We start from the raw sequence: 19,651 nt of genomic DNA on the forward strand, positions 1-19,651 counted from the left end.
GTGCCCCTATGCCTTTGCTGCGGGTTTGGGCCGGCTTCGCCGCACTGCAAGGTAGACAGGAGCGAACGCAATGCTGAGATTCTTTACTGTGCTCGCGGCTGTGGCGCTGCTGCTGTGCGCGTGTGGCGGGGCGGGCGCGCGGCCGGGCTACACCGCCACCCAGCAGGCCAGCGATGGCGTCACAATCACGCTCGAGCGCCCAAGCAGCGTGACACTACTACAAGACTACGAGTTCTTCGTAACGCTGAGCGACGCTGGCGGCCAGCCGATCGACGGCGCGACGGTGTTTCTCGAGCAAGACATGCCGGCCATGCCCATGGGCACCAACCAGCCGCTCGGCGAGCCGCTTGGGAAGGGCCAGTATCGCATCAAAGGGGTGTTCACCATGGATGGCCAGTGGATCGTCAAGATCCACGCCAGCATCGCGGGGAAAGAGCACGTCGCGACCTTCGAGCAGAGTGTCGCTCCGGTGAAGTAGCGCCAGCTTGCGCCGCTGCGTTCTAGGCCGCCGGGATGGCCAGGCTAAAGGTACTGCCCTCGCCAAGCGTGCTGCGCACCCAGATCCGGCCGCCAAACAGCTCGATCAGCGGCCGCACCAGCGAAAGCCCCAGGCCGGTGCCGCCGGCCTCGATCTTTAGCGGGTTCTCGGCACGGTAGAAACGCTCGAAGATGCGCTCGAGATCCGCGGGCGCGATGCCCACGCCGGTGTCGCGCACTTCCACCAGCGCAAAGCGGCCCTTCGGGTTCAGCCCCTCGCGCAGCTCGGCGGGCAGCGCCTCGCAGTCGATCTCGCGCGCCTCCAGCGCGATCTTGCCGCCGCGCGGCGTATACTTCACCGCGTTCGAAAGCACGTTGCCGATGATCTGGTTCAGACGCTTGGCATCGGCGCGCACCAGCGGCAGCCCTGGCGGCAGGCTGATCGCCAGGTCGTGCTGGCGCTCGCGGATGGCCGGCTGCAGCTCGAGCATCGCGGTGCTCAGCGTCTCGGCCAGGTGCAGCGGCCGCAGATCCAGCTCGACGCTGCCCGTCTCGATCTTGGTGATGTCCAGCAGGTCGTTGATAATCGAGATCATGCGCTCGGCGTTCGCCTGAATGATCTGCAAAAACTCGCGCTGCGTGTCGTTTACCGCACCCAGGCTGCCCATCGAGAGCAGCTGCGTAAAGCCTTTGATCGAGGTCATCGGCGTGCGCAGCTCGTGCGACACGGTGCCGATAAACTCGGTCTTCAGCCGATCCGACTCGATCTCGCGCGTGATGTCGCGGAACACCACCACCGCGCCCATGAGCGCGTCTTTGCTGGTGAGCACCGGGCCGAGCGAGATGCTGATCATACGCGTGCCAAGCTGAAACACGCCGGCGAACGCGCGCGGCCGGTGGCGCTCGTCGATCGGCCGCGCCAGCAGATCTTCGATCGGCAGCTCGTCGGCGCGGCGGCCCAGCAGGCGGCGTAGCAGCTCGGGCAGGTTCCAGATCACCAGCTCCTCGACCGGGCGATCGAGAATGCGCTCGCAGGCCGGGTTGGCCGTCAGCACCGCGCCATCCTCGCCGCACACAATCACGCCGTCGGTCAGGCTTTGCAGGATCGCCTGGCTCTGGCTGGCTTCGGCCTCCTGGCGCTGAAGCATATCGCTGCGGTGCATCAGCTCTTTTTCTAGCTCGGTGTACAGCTGGGCATTGTTGATGCCGATCGCAATCTGGCCAGCCGAGGCGATCAGCAGCCGCAGGTGGTCGTCGTTGAAGTAGCCGATCGCGTCGTGCGAGAGCAGCAGCACGCCTAACGTCTGGTGGTGCGCGATCAGCGGCACCGCGATCAGCGATCCACCGGTCTTGTGCAGCTCGCCGTGCATGTCCGGCAGATCCAGCCAGCGCGGGTCCTTCGTCACGTCGGCGACGATCGCCGGGCGCTTGTGCTGCGCCACCCAGCCGACGATGCCCTGGCCCATCGCAAAGCGCGTGAAGCCGAGCGCGTCGCCACGGCCAAGCACGGCGCAGTCCACCAGGTGCTCGGTCTCCGGCTCCACCAGCATGATCGAGCCATAGCGCACGCCCACCAGCTCGGCCAGCGCGCTGAGCGAGGCTTCGAGCAGCGAGTCACGGTCGAGCGTGCTGCTGGTCTCGATCGCGATCTGGTTGACGGTCTCGAGCGTATCGCGCTCGATCTGCAGCTGGCGCGTGCGCTCGGCGATGCGCTGTTCGAGCACCGAATTGAAGCCCAGCACCTCGTTGTACAGCCGGGTATTTTCGAGCGCAATCGCCGCCTGGCTGGCGGCCGACTTCACGAAATCGTGCTGCGACCGGTCGCCAAGCGCGTCGGCCGAGGGGTCGAGGATGGCGATCACGCCGATCACCTGGCCCTGGCTGATCATCGGCACCGCCAGCACCGCGAAGCCAGCGCGGTACCAGGCACCCTGCTGCGCAGCGGCGGCGCCGGGCTGGAAAATGATCTCGGCGTCGCGAAACGCCCGCACGATCAGGTCGTCGGGGCTGGCGCTGCCGAGCGCCAGCGGCGGCGGGGCAGCTTCGCCGTCGGGGGTACAGCGCTCGGGCCGCAGCAGCTGCGATTGCTCGTCGTACAGCCAGATCGACAGCATCGCCACTTCAAGCGTCGACTGCAGCTTCTCGGCCACGATCGCCAGCTGCTGATCGCGATTCATGCTGGCGGCAAGGCCCTGCGCAATCTGGTTCAGGTTCGACACCTGCAGGGTTGTGCGGTCGGTCGCCTCGGCGTCGTGGTACAGGCTCTCGACGAGCAGCGTGGTTTCGCTCAGCTCGTGGCGCACCTGGTCGGCGGCGGCAGCCCACTGCGCCGCCAGCTCGGCGGCGGTGCGCTCAAGCAGCGCGTCGAGCGCCTCGACGAGCTGGCTCCAGTCGCGAAAGGCGCGCGGGCTAGCGGGCCGGTGCTCGGCGTCGGTCAGCAGCTCCCAGGCGGCGCGGCGCAGCTTGGTGGTAAGCGCAACATACCGCGGCAGATCGCCAACGCTGGCGTGGGCCAGCAGGGCCTGGGCAGCGTGCAGATGCGCGCCGATCGGCGTGTCACCGTCGGCAGCGGCCAGCAGCGCATCGTACAGCGCGTGCTGGAAGCTCGCCAGATTGCTCAGCGGCGGCGCGGCCTCCTCGGCGCCTGAGTCGGCTAGGCCGGCCGGGGCCAGCGCGTACGCCGGCGCCACGGCCAGCGCGTACCAGCGCGCCAGGAGCGGCTCACGATATTGGGTCAGCCACAGCTGCAAAGGCGTCTTCATGGTCGCTCTGTTGTTTTGATCACCACGGCCGTCGCGTCGTCGCTGAGCTTGCCATAGCCTGCGAGCAGCTGCTCGGCCATGCGCTGTGGCGGCTGCTTAAGGTCGATCGTGCCGTCTTGCGCGAAGCCGCCCGAAATGCCATCGCTGTAGAGCACGAAGATGTCGCCGGGGTCGTACGCATAGCGCAGCTCGAGCAAGGTTGGCAGGCGGAAGCCGAGGATGCCATTTTTGGAGATCGGCTTGATCGGCTGGCGGCTGTACACCTGTACGCCAATATTGCCAACCCCGGTATACAAAGCCAGGTGCTGCGCCTGCTCGAGCCGCAGCAGGCCGATCACGGCGCCGCGGGTTGCGTGCAGTGCGGTGTGGGCGCGGCGCAGCAGCTCTTGCAGCGGGTAATCGGGGAACTGCAGCAGCACCTGGCGCGCCAGCAGCGCCGCGTGGGCCGCCTCTTCGCCGCCGCCAAGCCCATCGATCACCGTGGCCAGAAGCATACCTGGGGCGTACTCGTGCACCAGGTACACATCGCCAGACACCGGCTGGCCCTGTTTTGCGCGGCACACCGCGCCCCACGAGATCGTCACGATTGGCGCCCTCCGCTGAGGCGCTCCCGCCGCTTGCTCAGCCACTTTACCGCGCGCACCGTGGTGCCGCTCCCCACGCGCGACTCAATCGCAAATTCGTCCATCAGCCGGCGCACGCCCGGCAGCCCGGCGCCGAGTGTATGCGCGGTGCTGTAGCCATCGCGCAGCGCAAGCTCGATGTCGGCGATGCCCGGCCCGGCGTCGCTGGCGGTGATCGCCATGCCGCACCGCACGCCGTCGTCGATCTGCTCAAGCCCAAGCTCACCGCTGACAGCATGCACCAGAATATTCCGCGTCAGCTCGAGGATCGCAATTTCGATCCGGGTGCGGTCGATCTCGTCGAAGCCGACTGTTGCCGCCATCTCGCGCCCGCGGGCGATGGCGATATAGATATCGACTTCGCGCCCGATCGCGCAGTTTACTACGCCCATGAGTGTACCCCTGGATAGAGGCTGCGGCTAGCCTGCCGAATTACAATTCGCTGACACGCCCAGGCACGCCGCTGACAGTAGTGTAACCCGAGGGGGCAATCGCGCGCCTGATCAAAACGGCAGCGATCCGGGTACGGTTCGGTAGAAGTGGCGCAAACCGCCGATTGCGACACCGTGTCGGAGGTGGGGTTAGCTGCGCGCACCGCGCCACTGCAGCCAGCGCTGCCGCAGCTGGTCGACCGTCCAGCTCGAAGGCAGGTACGCGCCCTCGCCGGTGACGACGATCGCGCGCACGTTGGCGGGTACGCGGCCATATGCGCGCGTAATTCGTGCGTCGAGCGAAGCGTTATATTGGAGTATCGCCGCTACATCGCCGTAGCGCACCGATAGCCCATCGTACCCAAGCCAAAGTAGTTCCATGCAGTACGGCAGATCATCAGCGGGGGAGATTGCAGATCGAGCGCTGCAATCCGCAATCTCCCCCTGTAGTGCGCGCTAGTCGCCGAAGCTCACGCCCAGGCCACGGGCGGTACGCACGAGGTCGCTGTGCGGCCGCACCGTCTTGAGGTGGCCGCATGCTTCTTCGAGCGGAACCGTGATGATATCTTGCGCGCGCAGCGATACCATCTCGCCCGTAATACCGTCGTTGAGCGCATTGACCGCGGCGGCGCCGAAGCGCGTGGCCAGGATACGGTCGTAGGGCGTTGGCGGGCCGCCGCGCTGCAGGTGGCCCAGCACCACCGCGCGGCAGTCCTTGCCGGTGATCTGCGCCAGCTGCTCGGTGAGCGTGGTGCCGACGCCGCCAAGCCGGCCGGGGGCCATATAGAAGGCGGTGCCGCCTTTGGGCATCGCGCCCTCGGCCACCACCACAATGCTGAAGGTGCTGCCGCGCTGCTCGCGCTCCATGATCTTGTCGGCCACCTTCTGCACGTCAAAGGCGATCTCGGGAATGAGGATCACATCCGAGCCGCCGGCGATGCCCGAGTGCAGCGCGATCCAGCCAGCGTGGCGACCCATCACCTCGAGCACCATGACGCGGTTGTGGCTAGCCGCGGTGGTATGCAGGCGGTCGATCGCGTCGGTGGCCACCTGCAGCGCGGTATCGAAGCCGAAAGTGCGGTCGGTGCCGGCCAGGTCGTTGTCGATCGTCTTGGGCACACCGATCACCGGCGCGCCCATCTGCGCCAGCTCGAGGCCGATCGCCTGGGTGCCCTCGCCGCCGATGGTGATCAGGCCGTTGAGGCCGAGCTTCTTGATATTTTCGAGCGCTTCCAGGTATGGGTCGTTCTCGGCGCCAACCACGCGCTTCCCGCCGAAATGGCCTTTGTTGGTGGTTTGCAGCATTGTGCCGCCCATGGGCAGCAGGCCGCGCACATCGGCGCCCGTCAGAATGCGATAGTCGGTATCACCCAACAAGCCCTCGTAGCCGCGCTGAATCCCGAGTACCTCGTAGCCGTAGCCGTTCGCGGTTTTCACCACTGCGCGGATCACCGCGTTGAGACCAGGCGCGTCGCCGCCGCTGGTCAACACGCCGATACGACGCCCCTTTTTGCCAGTCATTCATGCCTCCATAGTACCTAATTGTTTTCTGGCATACGTGGTCGTGGCGACCAGCTCAGTCCGCCTACCAAGCTGGAAACGTCGTTGTCTCGAGTATATGCGCCGCACACGAGCATTCTAGGCCCATTATACACCAGCTAAACCAGATTCCTTCTGTTGTTTGCTGCGGCATGCTCTACCAGGCACCATAGCGCTCGACGCGCGCAACCACATCGCGCAGAAACGCGTCGGCGCGGGCTTGATCGGCGACGCGCGCGTCGTACGCTAGTGTCAGCAGCGCGATCGGGCGCGCCACGATCTGGTCGGCGCCGCCGCTGGCGCGCACCACCGGCCGCAGCTGCGTAGCGCCGATCGTCAGCGCGGCGGCGCAGCGCGGGGCGTACGGCTGAGCGAACCGGGCGCCGGCAGCGACGATGCCAAACGTGCCGCCCGGCGCATCTGCCGGGCCAGCCGCGAGCGCGCGCGCCATGCCGCGCAGATTCAGGTCTTGCGCCTCGGCGATCAGGCCGGCCCAGCCCGGCGCCTCGACCCGCACATGCACCCGCTGCGGCACGACAATGCGCTCGTCGTCCCACCAGCCATTGAGCAGCGGGAAGCTGAGCAGCGCCTGCACGGCGGCGTGGGCCACGCACAGCCACGGCTCGATCGCCAGGCCACGCCGGGCAAGCGCGGGCGCCAGGCGTGCGCAGGCATCGATCGCCATCGCCATATCGGCTTCCATCGCGCTGAGCACTGCGGTGTCGGGCGGCGCGAAGGCCCCCACCAGCGGCGCGCCCTGCGGCACTGGCGCTGCATGCTGCTGCGGCACAGGCGTATCGGCGCCGACCGCCGCCAGCACATCGGCCGCGACGACGCGCCCGGATGGGCCGCCGCCAGCAACGCCGCGCAGATCGAGGCCGTGTGCCGCGGCGATGCGCCGGGCCAGCGGCGTGGCGCTCGGCGCGCCACGCGCCGGTGGCGCTGTGGGCGAAAGCGCTGGCGCGGGCTCCCCCAGGGCAAGCACAGCCACCGCCGCGCCGACGGCGGCGCTCGCGCCGGCGGGCACGAGCACGCGCTCGACGCGGCCGTCGCTGGGCGCGGGAAGCACTGCCTCGACGCGATCGTTAAGCGCGATCAGCAGCGGCTCGCCGGCGAGCACTGGCTGGCCGGGCGCTTTCAGCCAGCGCAGAATGGCAATATCGGCGCCGCCAAGCGGCAGCGCGGGCAGGCAGTACTCGGTCGACATCATTGTCTCGCTTGTTTCAAAACGCAATCAGCGCGTGCCAAACACCTGCGTCCAGTATGCGCGGTACCCCAGCCGATCGTCCGGATCGTCGACATAGCCCACACCGGTGTCGCGCAGCGCGCAGTTGAGCATGTTGGCGCGGTGAGGCGGGCTATTGAGCCACTGCGCCACGGCGTCGGCGGGCGTGCGGCCGCCGGCCGCGAGGTTCTCGGCCGCGCGGCGGTACGCATATCCGGCGTCGGTCATCCGCTGAAACGACGAGCGGCCATCCGAGCCGGTATGGCTAAAGAAATCGTGCGCCGCCATGTCCTGGCTATGGGCCTGCGCCACTTGAACCAGCGTGGCGTCGGGCGCGAGCGCCGGGCAGCCTGCAGCGGCCCGCTGGGCATTCACCAGATCGAGCACCTGGGCCGCCTCGGGCGGCATAGTCGGGGCGGCCGAGCGCGAGCCCGCCTGCTCGGCGCCGAGCAGCCCCAGCAGCACCACGTAGGGCGTGCCGGCGTTCTCCGGGTGGTACTCGAAACGCGCGCGCTCGAACCACTGCGTCAGGTAGGTTCGGCCGTCGGTTGGATGCTGCTCGCGGGCAGCCTCGGAGAGCGGCATACCAAACAGCGCCAGGCTTTCGGCGAAGCTTGCGCCGGGCCGCCCGTCGAACTCGAGGCCCTGGCTCGACCAGGAGCGCCAGAACTCGGGCGCGATCGCGTGGCCGGTTTCGGCGAAGCGATGCGCGGCGCCGGCCCTGGCCTTGGGAAAGCTATACCAATCGCGGCCGGCACGCGCGAGCGCGTCGGCGCCCTGGCGGCCCAGCAGCACATCATACGGCGCGGCGTTCTCGGGATGTAGCTCCAGCCGCTCGCGCTCGAACAGCTGGGCCTGAACCTGGCGCCCTTCGACCGCCTGGGCAGCCTGCGCTGAGATCGGCAGGCCAAACACCGGCAGGCCACCATTCTGCTCCCAGTAGCTCAGCAGGCGGCCACATACCCGCTGGCCAGTTTCAGAAAAATCGCGGCAGCGCTCTTGCGCGCCGGCCCGGGGCGGAACCAGGCCGGCGAGCGCGAGCAGCATCAGCGCGACTGCTAATCGCCGGTACGTGTGGATCATGGCTTCCGCGATGCGCGCTGCCGGCGGCCTGGCGTCGCGCACTAATAACCGAATGAACAGGCGTGCATTATACCATCTCGCCTGGCGCATGCTGGCCTCACACGGCAAATGCGGCGCCAAACCATCCCGAAGGGAGTTGGTCACAAGGCTTTCCATCGCCCTTGGTACAGGCTCATGCAGGTTCGATCCGCGTTTTCAGGGCAACTGACGAAAGGCGAAAGACGGCGCTAATTCGTCTTTCGTCTTCGTCAAACTCGGTTCGGATGTGTGATAGCCTGCACTTAGAGCCGCGTAATTGCCGCTTGACAGCGTACGGCACATAGTAGTACATTTGTGCTGCAAGAAACGGCTTCCCACATAATTTCCAAGGAGTGACGCATGGCCACCGACACGCCGGCCGATTTCGACAAACTATGGGACTACAGCCAGCCAGCCGCGAGCGAGGCGCGCTTTCAAGCGCTGCTGCCACAGGCCGAGCGCGCCGGCGACGCCAGCTACCTCGCGCAGCTTCTCGCCCATCTGGCGCGGGCGCAGGGCTTGCAGAACCACTTCGATTCAGCGCACGCCACGCTCGACCGCGCCGCCGTGCTGATCACGCCCGAGCTGCACAGTGCGCAGGCACTCTACCTGCTCGAGCGCGGGCGGGTCTTCAACTCGGCCGAGCAGCCCGAGCAAGCGCGCGCGCTGTTTCTGCAGGCTTGGGAGCTGGCACGAGCGCACGCCGACGACGGCAACGCCGTCGACGCCGCGCACATGCTTGGCATTGTCGAGCCGCCGGCGCAGAAGCTGGAGTGGGAGCGGCGGGCGTTTGAGCTGGCCGAGCGCAGCGAGCAGCCGGCGGCGCGCAAGTGGTACGCGACGCTGCTCAACAACATGGGCTGGTCGCACCACGAGCTTGGCGAACACGAGCAGGCGCTGGCGCTATTCGAGCGGGCGCTGGCCGCGCGAGAGGCGGCCGGCGACGCGCAGCTGATACACATCGCGCGCTGGTGCATCGCGCGCGAGCTGCGCGCGCTGGGCCGCTACGGCGAGGCGCTGGCAATGCAGCAGCAGCTTGCCGCCGCCCTGGAGCAATCCGGCGCGAGCGATGGCTATGTCGACGAAGAGATTGCCGAAAACCTGCTGGTGCTCGGCCAGAGCGACGCGGCGCGCCCATACTTCGCGCGGGCGCATGCCGCCCTATCGCAGAATGCCTGGCTGGCGCGCAGCGAAGCCGCGCGGCTGGAGCGGCTCAAAGCCCTGGCCGAGGCAGATGCGCGAGGTGATAGCTAGCAATACGCGGCAAGTGGCAGGCAGCAGAAGGCAGCAGGCACGCTAAATGCCTGCTGCCTTCTGTTTACGAGCCCGCGCTAGTGGCTGGCGCGCTTCTTAATCTCGTTGGTGAGCAGCGGCAGCAGCTCGTTCACATCGCCGACGACGCCATAGCTCGCCACGCGGAAGATCGGCGCCTCGGGATCCTTGTTGATCGCGACGATCGTGCGCGAGGTGCGCATACCCGCCAGGTGCTGGATCGCGCCGGAGATACCGCAGGCCACGTACAGCTTCGGGCTGACGGTCTTGCCCGTCTGGCCGACCTGGTGCTCGTAGGGCACCCAGCCGGCATCGACCACCGCGCGCGACGCGCCGTACGCGCCGCCGACCGACTCGGCCAGCGGCGGGATCAGCTTGAAGTAGTTCTCGGCGTTGCCCAGGCCGCGCCCGCCCGACACAATAATCGAGGCGTCGGCCAGGTTCACCGCGCCCTGCTTGGGCGCCACATTTGTCACCTTGGTGCGGATAGCAACGGCAGGCAGCGGCTCGCTCAGCACCTCGCCGGTGCGGCCGGCCTGCTCGGCGGCCTCGGCAAAGCTCTGCTTGCGCACCGACACCACCGCAGGCCGCGCGGCGCCGAACACCAGCGTATTGACGACATTGCCGCCGTGCGAAGGCCGCGTCGCGCTGATCTGGTCGCCGTCGATCGCCAGGTTGGTAGCGTCGGCGGCCAGGCCCACGCCCAGCTCGGCGGCCAGCGCGCCGCTGAAATCGCGCATCTGGAAGCTGGCGCCGGTGAGCACAAGCTGTGGCTGGTACTTCTGCGCCAGCGCCGCCGCCGCGCCCACGAAGCCGTCGGTGGTGTACTGCGCCAGCGCCGGGTCGTCGACCACATACGCTTTGTCGGCGCCGTAGGCGAACGCGCGCTCGGCCAACGCGCCAACGCCCGCGCCCAGCACGAGCGCGGCCAGCGGCGCGCCGCTCGCGTCGGCAAGCTGGCGGCCCTTGCCCAGCAACTCGCGCGAGATCGCCGCGATATTCTCGCCCTGGCGGGCCTTCTCGATCAGAACCCAGATTTCATTCGACATACTATGCTCCTGAGAATTCAGAATTCAGAGTTCAGGAGTCAGAAGTTCAATATCGCAGATCCGAGGCGCCTCACATGCAGGCGCTGCGGCGGCGATCTTCTGTTTTCTGACTTCTGGCTTCCAAATGCTCAAATCACCTGGTTTTCCATCAGCTTGTCGACCAGCTTGCGAACTTTTTCCGCCCCGTCGGCGCCCTCGACCAGCTCGCCCTTGGGGCGCGGCGGCGGGGGTACGCGCGCGGTAATGCTGGCGGCCGTGCCATCGGCGCTTACGCCCAGGTCGGCGGCGCCCCAGGTCGGGATCTCGACCTTGGCGACTTTTTTGATGCGCAGCAGCGAGGGATAGCGCGGCTCGTTGATGTCTTTCACCACGGTTGCCACCACCGGCAGCCCGGCCTCGACCGTCTCGATCTGCTCTTCCAGGTGGCGCTCGACCACGATCTTCTTGGCGCTATCGCTGATGTCGAGGAACTTGCCGACATACGTCAGCTGCGCCCAGCCGAGCGCGCGCGCCAGCGCCGGGCCAAACGCCCCGCTCTCGTCGTCGGTCGAGTTGCGGCCGGCGATCACCAGATCGACATCGCCGAGCTTCTTGATCGCCGCGGCGACAGCCTTGGCGGCGCCCAGCACGTCGAGCTTGGCGAACGAGGGATCGTTCAGCAGCAGCGAGTCGGTGGCGCCCATGGCCAGGGCGCGGCGGATCTGATCTTTCCACTCGTCGGGGCCGAGCGAAAGCACGGTGACTTTGCCGCCGAGCTTCTCGTTCCACTGGAGCGCCTCTTCGACGGCATACTCGTCGAACAGATTCATGATCTGCTCGATGCCTTCGGCGTTGATGCTCAGGTCGGCGTTGATCTTCACCGAGTTATCACGCGGAACCTGTTTCATACATACGACGATATGCATTGACACTCTCCTATCGAAATCAAGGGGTATAACGCGCTGCATTGTAGCATACGCCCCGCGCCCCATTAAGATCGAATTGACAACTGTACTGTGCATGTCGGCAACTCAGCCGCACAGATCGTGGCGTTTACTCCCACTCGGCGGGATCGTAGGCCGGCAGCTCGCGGCGCAGCGGCTTGTTCTCGCGATTGCCAAGCGCGAAGTCGGCCTGGAGCAGCTCTTGCAGCTCGCGCGTGCCCTCGTAGATGATCGCGCCGCGGGCGTTGCGCAGGTAGCGCTCGACCGGGTACTCGTCGGAGTAGCCATACGCGCCGTGCACCTGTATCGCGTCGTCGGCGGCCTCGAAGCTGCTGACGGTGGCGTGCCACTTGGCCAGGGTGGTTTCGCGGGTGTTGCGGCGGCCTTGGTTCTTCATCCAGCCGGCGCGGTACACCAGCAGGCGGCTGGTGTCGAGCTTGCGCACCATGTGGCTGAGCATGCGCTTCACCAGCTGGTGATCGGCGATCGGCACGCCGAACGTCTGGCGCTCGACGGCGTACTTGAGGCTGGCCTCGAGGCTGGCCTGGATCAGGCCGGTGGCGCCGGCAGCTACAGTGTAGCGGCCGTTGTCGAGCGCGGCCATGGCGATCTTGAAGCCCTCGCCCTCCTCGCCCAGCAGGTTGGCCGCCGGGACGCGCACGTCCTGCAGCACCACCGAGCCGGTGTTGCCGGCGCGCACGCCTAGCTTGCCGTGGATCGGGTGGCTGCTGACGCCCGCAAACGCGCGCTCGACGATGAAGCACGAGATGCCGCGGTTGCCCTTGGAGGTGTCGGTCTTGGCGAACACCAGAAAGTGGTCGGCAATATCGGCCAGGCTGATCCAGGTCTTCTCGCCATTCAGGATGTAGTCGTCGCCGTCGCGGCGCGCGGTGGCAAGCATCGCGCCGGCGTCGGTGCCGCTGTTCGGCTCGGTGAGGCAGTAGCCCGCGAACTTGGTGCCCTGCGCCTGTGGCGCAAGGTACTTCTGCTTCTGCTCTTCGCTGCCCCACTGCAGAAGCGAGAGCGAGTTCAGGCCGGTGTGCACGCTCAGCACCACGCGCAGCGCGCTATCGATGCGCTCGAGCTCTTCGCACACTACCGCCAGCGCCAGGTAGTCCATGCCGGCGCCGCCGTACTTCGCCGGGATGCAGATGCCGAGGAAGCCCAGCGCGCCCATCTTCTGCAGCAGCGGCCGGATGTGTGGGCGCGCCTCGGGGCCTTCGGCCTGCGCGCCGCTGCGATCCCACTCGCGGATGTACGGCGCCACCTCTTTCTCGGCGAACTCGCGCACGCTCTTGCGCAGCAGCTCGTGCTCTTCGCCCAGAAACATGTCGTAGTTGGCGGTGAAGTCCATAGCCACTCCTTATCGATGCGGGTTACAGGTTTACAGGTTCGCGGTTGCAGTATATGTTGCGCGCCTAGGCATTGCGCCGAATTTGTGCCTTTCTGGCTAGTTGAAACGTATTGGCGCTAGCCGCGCGCAGCGGCGTAGCCCAGCGCACGCGAGATCCGATCGGCGGTGGCCACGACGGCGGGCGCCAGCTCGCGCTCGAGGCGCGCGCGGCTGATGGTGGCCGCTGGCCCCGAGGCGTTGATCGCCGCCACCGCGCGCCGCGTATGGTCGCGGATGGGCGCTGCGACGCCGCGCAGCCCCACCGCCAGCTCCTGGTCGCTCACTGCATAGCCGCGCGCGCGGATGGCCGCCAGCTCGGCTAGCAGCGCCTCCCGGTCGCCAATCGTGTGCTCGGTCGTGCGCGCGAGCTCGGCCTGGCTCAGGCGCGCGGCCAGCTCGGCCTCGGGTAGCTCGGCCAGCAGCACTTTGCCCAGCGAGGTGCTGTGCGCCGGCAGGCGCGAGCCAAGCCCCAGCACCAGGCCGACGATCGCGCGATTGCGCACGCGGTCGATGTAAATGATGTCGAGGCGCTCGAGCACCGCCAGGCTCACGGTCTCGTCGAGCCGCTGGGCGAGCCATTCGAGCTGTGGGCGCGCCAGCTGCGGCAGCTCGAGGCCGGCAAGCGCCGCGAACCCCAGCTGGAAGACCTTCAGCCCCGGCCGGTAGCGCCGCTTCTCGGCGTCGTGCTCGAGGTAGCCCTGCTGCTCGAGCGTGCTGATGATGCGAAACACGCTGCTCTTCGGCAGCCCAAGCTCCGCCACGATCTCGTGAAACGACAGCGCCGGCCGCGCGGCCGTGAAGAGTGTGAGCACCTCCAGGCCGCGCGCCAGCGCTTCGATCGTATATCGCGACTTCGTTGTCGGCTCAAGTTGTTCCATTAGATGAAACTTTGTTTTATTGGGCGAACCTGCCCGATTGTAGCACTGCAGCTCGTGCTTGTCAATGCTGGTCGGATGCCGGCCAGGGCTCGTGCAACGTCGGCCCTCACCCCCTTCCTCCCCTCTCCCGCGCGCCGGGAGGGGGATTATTGTTGGCGGTGTGGTGCGATCGCGGCGACGACCGCACCACACCGCCAGCTGTGTTCACCCCGTCCCCTGACAGGGGAGGGGTAGGGGGAGGGGTTGACAGACTTTGCACGAGCCCTGGGATGCTGGCGCCCGGCGCGAGCACCCGACCAGACAAGCAACACTACGGCTTGGCGCTGAGCTGCTCGGCAAACTGCATCTGGTAGAGCCGGTGATAGTAGCCGCGCCGCGCGAGTAGCTCGTCGTGGCTGCCGTCTTCGACGATATGGCCCTTGTGCATCACGATGATCCGGTCGACATCGCGCACAGTCGAGAGGCGATGCGCGATCACGATGCTGGTGCGGCCGTGCAGCAGCCGCGCGAGCGCGGCCTGGATCAGCGCCTCGGTCTCGGTGTCGACGCTGCTGGTGGCTTCGTCGAGGATCAGCAGCACCTCGGGGTTGAAGGCTATCGCGCGCGCGAATGCCAGCAGCTGGCGCTGGCCGACCGACAGGTTCGAGCCGCGCTCGCGCACGGTGTAGCTGTAGCCGCCGGGCAGCCGGGCGATGAACGGCGCGGCGTTGGCCACTTCGGCGGCGCGCTGGAGCTGCTCGTCGTCGATCTGCTCGTTGTGCAGCCGGATGTTCGAGGCGATCGTGCCGCTGAAGCACACCGGATCCTGCGGCACGGCGGCGATGTGGCGGCGCAGCTCGGCCTGCGCCAGCTCGCGGATGTCGACGCCGTCGAGCGTAATCGTGCCGCGCTGGATGTCGTAGAAGCGTGCCAGCAGGCTGATCAGCGAGGTTTTGCCCGCGCCGGTCGCGCCCACCACCGCCACCGACTGGCCGGCCGGGATCTTCAGCGAGATGCCGCGCAGCACCCAGTCGGCATCGGTGGGCTGCTGGCCGTAGCTGAACCACACGTCCTTCAGCTCGATCTCGCCGCGCACCGGCTGAGGCAGCGCGCGCGGGTGCTCGGCCTCGCGCACGTCGGCCTGGGTGTCGAGGATGCGGAAGATGCGCTCCGACGAGGCCATGGCGCTCTGCAGCGTGTTGTAGTTTTCGGCGATCTGCCGGATGGGGCCGAATGTTTGGTCGGTATACTGGATGAAGGCCACGAGCACGCCGATGCTGGCCAGGCCGCCCAGCACCATGGTGCCACCCAGGTTCAGCAGCAGCACGGTAGCCGCCACGCCCAGGAAGCTAACGGTGGGGAAGAACAGGGCGAACGCCATCAGCACGCCGAACTGCGCCCGCCGGTAGTCGGTGCTGAGGTCGTCGAAGCGCAGGCGGCTCTGCTCTTCGCGGTTGAACAGCTGCGTCACCAGAATGCCGGTGATCTGCTCGTTGAGGTAGGCATTGATCCGCGCCAGCCGCTGACGCACCGCGCGGAATGCCGAGCGCATCACGCGCTGGAACAGCATCGTAGCGACGCCCATGACCGGCAGCATGATGAAGCTGATCAGCGCCAGGCGCCAGTTCAGCGCCAGCATGGTGATCACCACCAGCACCAGCCGCGCGCTGTCGCCCAGCAGCGCGACCATGCCCTGCGCCAGGAACTCATTCAGCGCGTCGACATCGTTCGTCAGGCGCGTCAGCAGGCGCCCGACCGGGTTGCGGTCGAAGAACGACAGGCTCATGCGCTGGATGTGGCTGAAGATGCGCATGCGGATGTCGACCATGATCTGCTGGCCCGACGACTGCATGATATACGTCTGGCCGTAGCGGCAGGCGAACGCGGTAAGCAGCGCCAGCAGGTACAGCACGAAGATCGGGATGACGCCTGCGGGGTCGCGCGCGGCGATCGGCCCGTCGATCGCCCGGCTCACCAGGTAGGGCGGCGCCAGCTCGGCGAACGCCGCGCCGAACAGCAGCAGCATCGCCACTGCCAGGCGCCGCCAGTACGGCCGCACAAACACCAGCAGCCGGCGCATCAGCCGGCCATCGTAGGCCTTGCCAAGTATCTCGTCGTCTTCGAAGTTGGTCTGAGACATGGATACCTCCTCGTTCGACGGGAGCCAGGAACCAGCGGCCAGCAGCGCTTTGGTGCGTGTATCTTCGCCTGCTTCCTGCCTTGCGCTGCCTACTCTTCGTCACCCAGCTCGGCCTCCAGCAGCTCGCGCCGGTACATTGCTGCGTAGCGCCCGCCCTGCTGCAGCAGCTCGCGGTGGCTGCCCTGCTCGTCGATGTGGCCCTCGTGCAGCACAATCACCTGGTCGGCGTCTTTCACCGTGGCGATGCGCTGGGCGATGATGATGCTGGTGCGCTCGCGCATGACATCGCGCAGCCCGGCGAGGATCTGCGCGGCGGTGTGCGTATCGACGCTCGAGAGCGCGTCGTCGAGCACCAGAATGGCCGGGTCGCGCAGCACGGCACGCGCAATCGCGGTGCGCTGCTTCTGCCCGCCCGAGAGCGTCACGCCGCGCTCGCCGATCAGCGTGTCGAGGCCGCCGGGCAGCTGTGCCAGATCGTTGCTCAGGCGCGCGATCGTCACGGCACGCTCGATCGCATCGTCGCCGGCGTTGGGCCGGCCGAAGGTTACGTTCTCGCGCAGCGGCACGCTGAACAGAAACGTGTCTTGCGGCACGTAGCCGATCGCGCGGCGCAGCTGCTCGAGCGGCAGGCTGCGGATGTCGTGCCCGTCGATCAGCACCTGGCCCTCGTCGGGGTCGCGCACGCGCGCCAGCAGGTTCACCAGCGTGGTTTTGCCCACGCCAGTCGCGCCGACGATCGCGAGCGACGAGCCAACCGGTACGCTGAACGAGATATGGCGCAGCACCCAGCTGCCACGCGCAGGCACGCCGTGCAGATCGGGTGCTACGGCGTGCGCGGCGCTGTCTTTGTCTGCGCCGCGCTTTGCTTCTTCCTCGTGCGAGAAGCGGACGCCGACATCGCGGAACTCGATTGTCCCGGCGAGCGTCGCCGGATCGGCCGGCAGCTCGGGCGAGGCAATGCCGGGCTTGCGGTGCAGCACCTCGGCGATGCGGCCCATCGAGGCCGACGCCTGCTGATACAGGTTCACCGTCCAGCCGAGGTTGACCATCGGCCAGGCCAGCAGGGCCAGGTAGGTGTTGAACAGCACCAGGTCGCCGAGCGACATCGCGCCCGAGGCTACGAAGCGGCCGCCTACCAGCAGCACCACCGCGCCGATCAGGCCCATCACCACGGTGATCGCGGGCCAGAGCAGGCCGCTGAGCAGCACGTAGCGTACATTCGACGCGCGGTAGCGCTCGTTCTCGGCATGAAACATGCGGATCTCGTCGTCTTCCTGGGCGTAGGCCTTGATCGTGCGGATGCCGCTGAAGTTCTCCTGCGCGCGGGTCGAGAGATCGCCGAACTGATCCTGCACGCCGCGAAAGATCCGCTGCATGCGCCCGCCGATCGCCACGAACAGGATGGTAATGATCGGCAGCAGCGCCAGCACCAGCAGCGCCAGCAGCGCATTGGTGCGGAACAGCAGCGTGCCGGCGATCGAGATGAACAGCGTGGCGGTCATCAGCGAGTTGAGGCCGGGGCCAAGAAACTGGCGCACCGCCGAGAGATCGTTGGTCACGCGGGTCATCAGGTCGCCGGTGTGCGCGCCGCCGTAAAAGCCCTGGTCGAGCGTCAGCAGGCGGCGGAACAGCGCGCCGCGCATGTCGAACTCCACCAGGTAGGCGGCGCCGGCCACGAACAGGCGCTGCCCGAAGCGGCACAGGCTGTCGGCCAGCGCCAGCAGCAGCATCACCCCGCCGGCGCGCAGCAGGTCGCCGGCAACCACGCCGCGCGTATTCAGCTCGTCGACCACCGCGCGCAGTATCTGCGGGATGATCGCGGTAAGCACGGCCGACCCAGCCGCGCACATGAGGCCGAAGATCAGCCGGCGGCGGTAGCGTGCCACAAACGGTAGGACATGGCGCAGATGTTCCACGGCGGCACCTCCTTTGCGGGTAGCGAGGACGGAGTGGGGACGGCAAGAAACGCGCCATTGCACATGGCGCGTCAAACCTGGACAGTATAGCACCAGCAGTTGGGCGAGTCAGTAGGACTTTTGACGGAGGTTTGTGGCGAAGCGCACGCGCGGCGTCAGCCAAGGCCGCGCGTGCGTGCAGGCTCGCTAGGCAAACACCAGCCGATCGACGACCATGGCCACGAACAGCAGCGCGAGGTAGAGCAGCGAGTACTTATACAGCGCCCACGCGGCCGGGATCGTGCCGTCGCGGCGCAGCAGCAGGGCGTAGCGCAGGAAGATCGCGCCGAACGCCAGCGCCATGAGCATGTACGGCAGGCCAAACATCCCCAGCGGCGTGGGCAGCAGCGACACCACCAGCATGATCAGGGTATAAACGACGATCTGGCGGTGCGTCTCAGCCTCGCCGGCCACCACCGGCAGCATCGGCACGCCCGCGCGGGCGTAGTCCTTCGCGCGGATGAGCGCCAGCGCCCAGAAGTGTGGCGGCGTCCAGTAAAAGATGATCGCGAACAGCAGCAGCGACGGCAGCGAGAGCCCGCCGGTAACGGCAGCCCAGCCGACCAGTGGCGGGAACGCGCCCGCGCCGCCGCCGATCACGATATTCTGCGCGGTGCTGCGCTTGAGCCAGCGGGTATAAATGATCACATAGTACAAGTAGCCGGCCAGCGAGAGCAGCGCGGCGACGAGGTTCACAAATACCGCGAGGATGGCGAAGGCCAGCGCGCCAAGCGCAATGCCAAGCACCAGCGCGTGCCAGGCCGGAATACGGCCGCTGGGGATCGGCCGGCGGCTGGTGCGGCCCATGTTGATGTCGATATCGCGGTCGGCCCAGCAGTTCACCGCGTGCGCGCCCGACGCCATCAGCCAGCCGCCGAGGCACGTCCAGGCCACCAGCGCCAGCCCCGGCACGCCAGCCGGCGTAATATACATACCCACGATCGTGGTAAGGATCAGCAGCGTGATCACGCCCGGCTTGGTCAGGCTGATGTAGTCTTTCAGCTTCGAGGGCTGCGTGCTGCGCGCCACGGGCTGCGCGCGATCGGCGGCCTTGTACGCCTGAAACGACTGCGGCGGCAGGTACATCACCAGCGCCACCTGCACAATCAGCGCGGCCCAGGCGGCCACGCCCATCGCGAGGTGCGCGCCACGGATCGCATAGAGCGACATGATCGCCCCATTCAGCGCCAGCGCTACCTGGATCATGCCGACGACCACCTGCACCGCCATGAACGTAAGCGCCCAGAACGCCGCGCGATGCACCGAGCGCACCGCGCCTTGGCGCCAGCCGGCATACGCCAGCAGCCACACGCTCAGAGCGGCGATGCCGGCAAACACGCGGTGGCCGAGCGCAATCAGCGCGAGGTTATGCTGCAGATCGCCGACATCGCCGGCCGCGCAGAATGGCAGCGCCAGGCAGGCCCACAGCGCGCCGGAGTTGGCCACCAGCGTGCCGGCCACCAGCGTTAGGTACACCAGCGCCAGCGTCACCAGCGCCAGCCTGCGGTAGCGCTGCAACGCGTGCTGCGCCCGGCCGCCCAGCCTGGCAGCCTCGCGGCCAGGCATGCGCGCGCCCACAAACGCAAACAGCGCCACGCCCAGCACCGCCAGCGCGGCCGCGCAGAGCGCAGTGGCCCCGAACGCCGGCGCGGCGCCGCTGATCACGGCTACGAGGTACGCCAGCGCCGCAGCGACGATCAGCAGGCGTTGCGCTGTGGCAGTACGAGCAAGCGAGGCGATGGTTGTGTCCATGGCGTCTTTCCAGCAATGGCTGCGCGCCAGCACAGGGCCGGCTCACAGATGGTGATAAGCATTGGTTCTGGATCGGCGCGAGTGTAGCATAGGTGCATAGCTGTGTCAAACATCACAAAAATTGACACGCCGCATTGTTTTGCCCTGCATGC

16 protein-coding genes are annotated in these 19,651 nt (G+C 67.3%); 2 read left to right on the top strand and 14 right to left on the bottom strand.

The window, feature by feature from the left end; all coding sequences use genetic code 11:
- Positions 1 to 70 precede the first annotated feature (70 nt).
- Complete coding sequence (locus U0177_RS15390) at positions 71 to 478, top strand: FixH family protein (protein WP_409571526.1); 408 nt, start codon at positions 71 to 73, stop codon at positions 476 to 478.
- 22 nt (positions 479 to 500) lie between these two features.
- On the opposite strand, the gene U0177_RS15395 is transcribed toward U0177_RS15390, so the two are convergent.
- From U0177_RS15395 to U0177_RS15425, 7 genes are all read right to left on the bottom strand, one after another.
- The gene (locus U0177_RS15395) at positions 501 to 3,239 is read right to left on the bottom strand and encodes a GAF domain-containing protein (protein ID WP_409571527.1); all 2,739 of its coding nucleotides are present in this window, start codon (positions 3,237 to 3,239) and stop codon (positions 501 to 503) included.
- The gene (locus U0177_RS15400) at positions 3,236 to 3,823 is read right to left on the bottom strand and encodes a SpoIIE family protein phosphatase (protein WP_409571528.1); all 588 of its coding nucleotides are present in this window, start codon (positions 3,821 to 3,823) and stop codon (positions 3,236 to 3,238) included. Before U0177_RS15400 ends, U0177_RS15395 begins: the two co-directional genes overlap by 4 nt.
- Complete coding sequence (locus U0177_RS15405; protein ID WP_409571529.1) at positions 3,820 to 4,254, bottom strand: anti-sigma regulatory factor; 435 nt, start codon at positions 4,252 to 4,254, stop codon at positions 3,820 to 3,822. Before U0177_RS15405 ends, U0177_RS15400 begins: the two co-directional genes overlap by 4 nt.
- Positions 4,255 to 4,443: 189 nt before the next feature.
- Entirely contained in the window at positions 4,444 to 4,674 is a 231-nt protein-coding gene (locus U0177_RS15410; protein ID WP_409571530.1) for a hypothetical protein, read from the bottom strand.
- A gap of 75 nt (positions 4,675 to 4,749) precedes the next feature.
- Positions 4,750 to 5,814, bottom strand: a complete 1,065-nt coding sequence (locus U0177_RS15415) for a 6-phosphofructokinase (protein ID WP_409571531.1) — start codon at positions 5,812 to 5,814, stop codon at positions 4,750 to 4,752.
- Between the two features lie 175 nt (positions 5,815 to 5,989).
- A complete protein-coding gene (locus tag U0177_RS15420) occupies positions 5,990 to 7,042 on the bottom strand; it encodes a 2-oxo acid dehydrogenase subunit E2 (RefSeq protein WP_409571532.1) in 1,053 nt (350 codons plus the stop codon).
- Between the two features lie 24 nt (positions 7,043 to 7,066).
- Positions 7,067 to 8,140, bottom strand: coding sequence for a CAP domain-containing protein (locus U0177_RS15425; protein ID WP_409571533.1), 1,074 nt, complete (start codon positions 8,138 to 8,140; stop codon positions 7,067 to 7,069).
- A gap of 378 nt (positions 8,141 to 8,518) precedes the next feature.
- On the opposite strand from U0177_RS15425, the gene U0177_RS15430 reads away from it, so the two are divergent.
- A complete protein-coding gene (locus U0177_RS15430) occupies positions 8,519 to 9,412 on the top strand; it encodes a tetratricopeptide repeat protein (protein ID WP_409571534.1) in 894 nt (297 codons plus the stop codon).
- Between the two features lie 77 nt (positions 9,413 to 9,489).
- On the opposite strand, the gene U0177_RS15435 is transcribed toward U0177_RS15430, so the two are convergent.
- The 7 genes from U0177_RS15435 to U0177_RS15465 form a co-directional block, all read right to left on the bottom strand.
- On the bottom strand, positions 9,490 to 10,479 hold the full coding sequence (locus U0177_RS15435) for an electron transfer flavoprotein subunit alpha/FixB family protein (protein ID WP_409571535.1): 990 nt from the start codon (positions 10,477 to 10,479) through the stop codon (positions 9,490 to 9,492).
- A 128-nt stretch (positions 10,480 to 10,607) separates the two neighbouring features.
- Positions 10,608 to 11,366, bottom strand: coding sequence for an electron transfer flavoprotein subunit beta/FixA family protein (locus U0177_RS15440; RefSeq protein WP_409571536.1), 759 nt, complete (start codon positions 11,364 to 11,366; stop codon positions 10,608 to 10,610).
- 145 nt (positions 11,367 to 11,511) lie between these two features.
- Positions 11,512 to 12,756, bottom strand: coding sequence for an acyl-CoA dehydrogenase family protein (locus U0177_RS15445; RefSeq protein ID WP_409571537.1), 1,245 nt, complete (start codon positions 12,754 to 12,756; stop codon positions 11,512 to 11,514).
- Between the two features lie 116 nt (positions 12,757 to 12,872).
- On the bottom strand, positions 12,873 to 13,673 hold the full coding sequence (locus U0177_RS15450; RefSeq protein ID WP_409571538.1) for an IclR family transcriptional regulator: 801 nt from the start codon (positions 13,671 to 13,673) through the stop codon (positions 12,873 to 12,875).
- A 310-nt stretch (positions 13,674 to 13,983) separates the two neighbouring features.
- Positions 13,984 to 15,792 (bottom strand): ABC transporter ATP-binding protein, encoded by a 1,809-nt coding sequence (locus U0177_RS15455; protein WP_409571539.1) that lies wholly within the window; start codon positions 15,790 to 15,792, stop codon positions 13,984 to 13,986.
- A gap of 89 nt (positions 15,793 to 15,881) precedes the next feature.
- Positions 15,882 to 17,708: an ABC transporter ATP-binding protein gene (locus U0177_RS15460; protein WP_409571540.1), complete on the bottom strand. Its 1,827-nt coding sequence runs from the start codon at positions 17,706 to 17,708 to the stop codon at positions 15,882 to 15,884.
- Between the two features lie 186 nt (positions 17,709 to 17,894).
- Positions 17,895 to 19,499: a heme o synthase gene (locus U0177_RS15465; protein ID WP_409571541.1), complete on the bottom strand. Its 1,605-nt coding sequence runs from the start codon at positions 19,497 to 19,499 to the stop codon at positions 17,895 to 17,897.
- Positions 19,500 to 19,651 lie beyond the last annotated feature (152 nt).

It is taken from the genome of Kouleothrix sp. (assembly GCF_046328425.1).
In the GTDB taxonomy this organism is placed as follows: Bacteria; Chloroflexota; Chloroflexia; order Chloroflexales; family Roseiflexaceae; genus Kouleothrix.

What these genes read in the sequence shown, in the direction of transcription:
- U0177_RS15450 (WP_409571538.1), bottom strand. Translation starts at nt 13,673, where the DNA reads ATGGAACAACTTGAGCCGACAACGAAGTCGCGATATACGATCGAAGCG.
- U0177_RS15390 (WP_409571526.1), top strand. Translation starts at nt 71, where the DNA reads ATGCTGAGATTCTTTACTGTGCTCGCGGCTGTGGCGCTGCTGCTGTGC.
- U0177_RS15435 (WP_409571535.1), bottom strand. Translation starts at nt 10,479, where the DNA reads ATGTCGAATGAAATCTGGGTTCTGATCGAGAAGGCCCGCCAGGGCGAG.
- U0177_RS15445 (WP_409571537.1), bottom strand. Translation starts at nt 12,756, where the DNA reads ATGGACTTCACCGCCAACTACGACATGTTTCTGGGCGAAGAGCACGAG.
- U0177_RS15425 (WP_409571533.1), bottom strand. Translation starts at nt 8,140, where the DNA reads ATGATCCACACGTACCGGCGATTAGCAGTCGCGCTGATGCTGCTCGCG.
- U0177_RS15465 (WP_409571541.1), bottom strand. Translation starts at nt 19,499, where the DNA reads ATGGACACAACCATCGCCTCGCTTGCTCGTACTGCCACAGCGCAACGC.
- U0177_RS15415 (WP_409571531.1), bottom strand. Translation starts at nt 5,814, where the DNA reads ATGACTGGCAAAAAGGGGCGTCGTATCGGCGTGTTGACCAGCGGCGGC.
- U0177_RS15395 (WP_409571527.1), bottom strand. Translation starts at nt 3,239, where the DNA reads ATGAAGACGCCTTTGCAGCTGTGGCTGACCCAATATCGTGAGCCGCTC.
- U0177_RS15410 (WP_409571530.1), bottom strand. Translation starts at nt 4,674, where the DNA reads ATGGAACTACTTTGGCTTGGGTACGATGGGCTATCGGTGCGCTACGGC.
- U0177_RS15430 (WP_409571534.1), top strand. Translation starts at nt 8,519, where the DNA reads ATGGCCACCGACACGCCGGCCGATTTCGACAAACTATGGGACTACAGC.
- U0177_RS15440 (WP_409571536.1), bottom strand. Translation starts at nt 11,366, where the DNA reads ATGAAACAGGTTCCGCGTGATAACTCGGTGAAGATCAACGCCGACCTG.
- U0177_RS15455 (WP_409571539.1), bottom strand. Translation starts at nt 15,792, where the DNA reads ATGTCTCAGACCAACTTCGAAGACGACGAGATACTTGGCAAGGCCTAC.
- U0177_RS15405 (WP_409571529.1), bottom strand. Translation starts at nt 4,254, where the DNA reads ATGGGCGTAGTAAACTGCGCGATCGGGCGCGAAGTCGATATCTATATC.
- U0177_RS15420 (WP_409571532.1), bottom strand. Translation starts at nt 7,042, where the DNA reads ATGATGTCGACCGAGTACTGCCTGCCCGCGCTGCCGCTTGGCGGCGCC.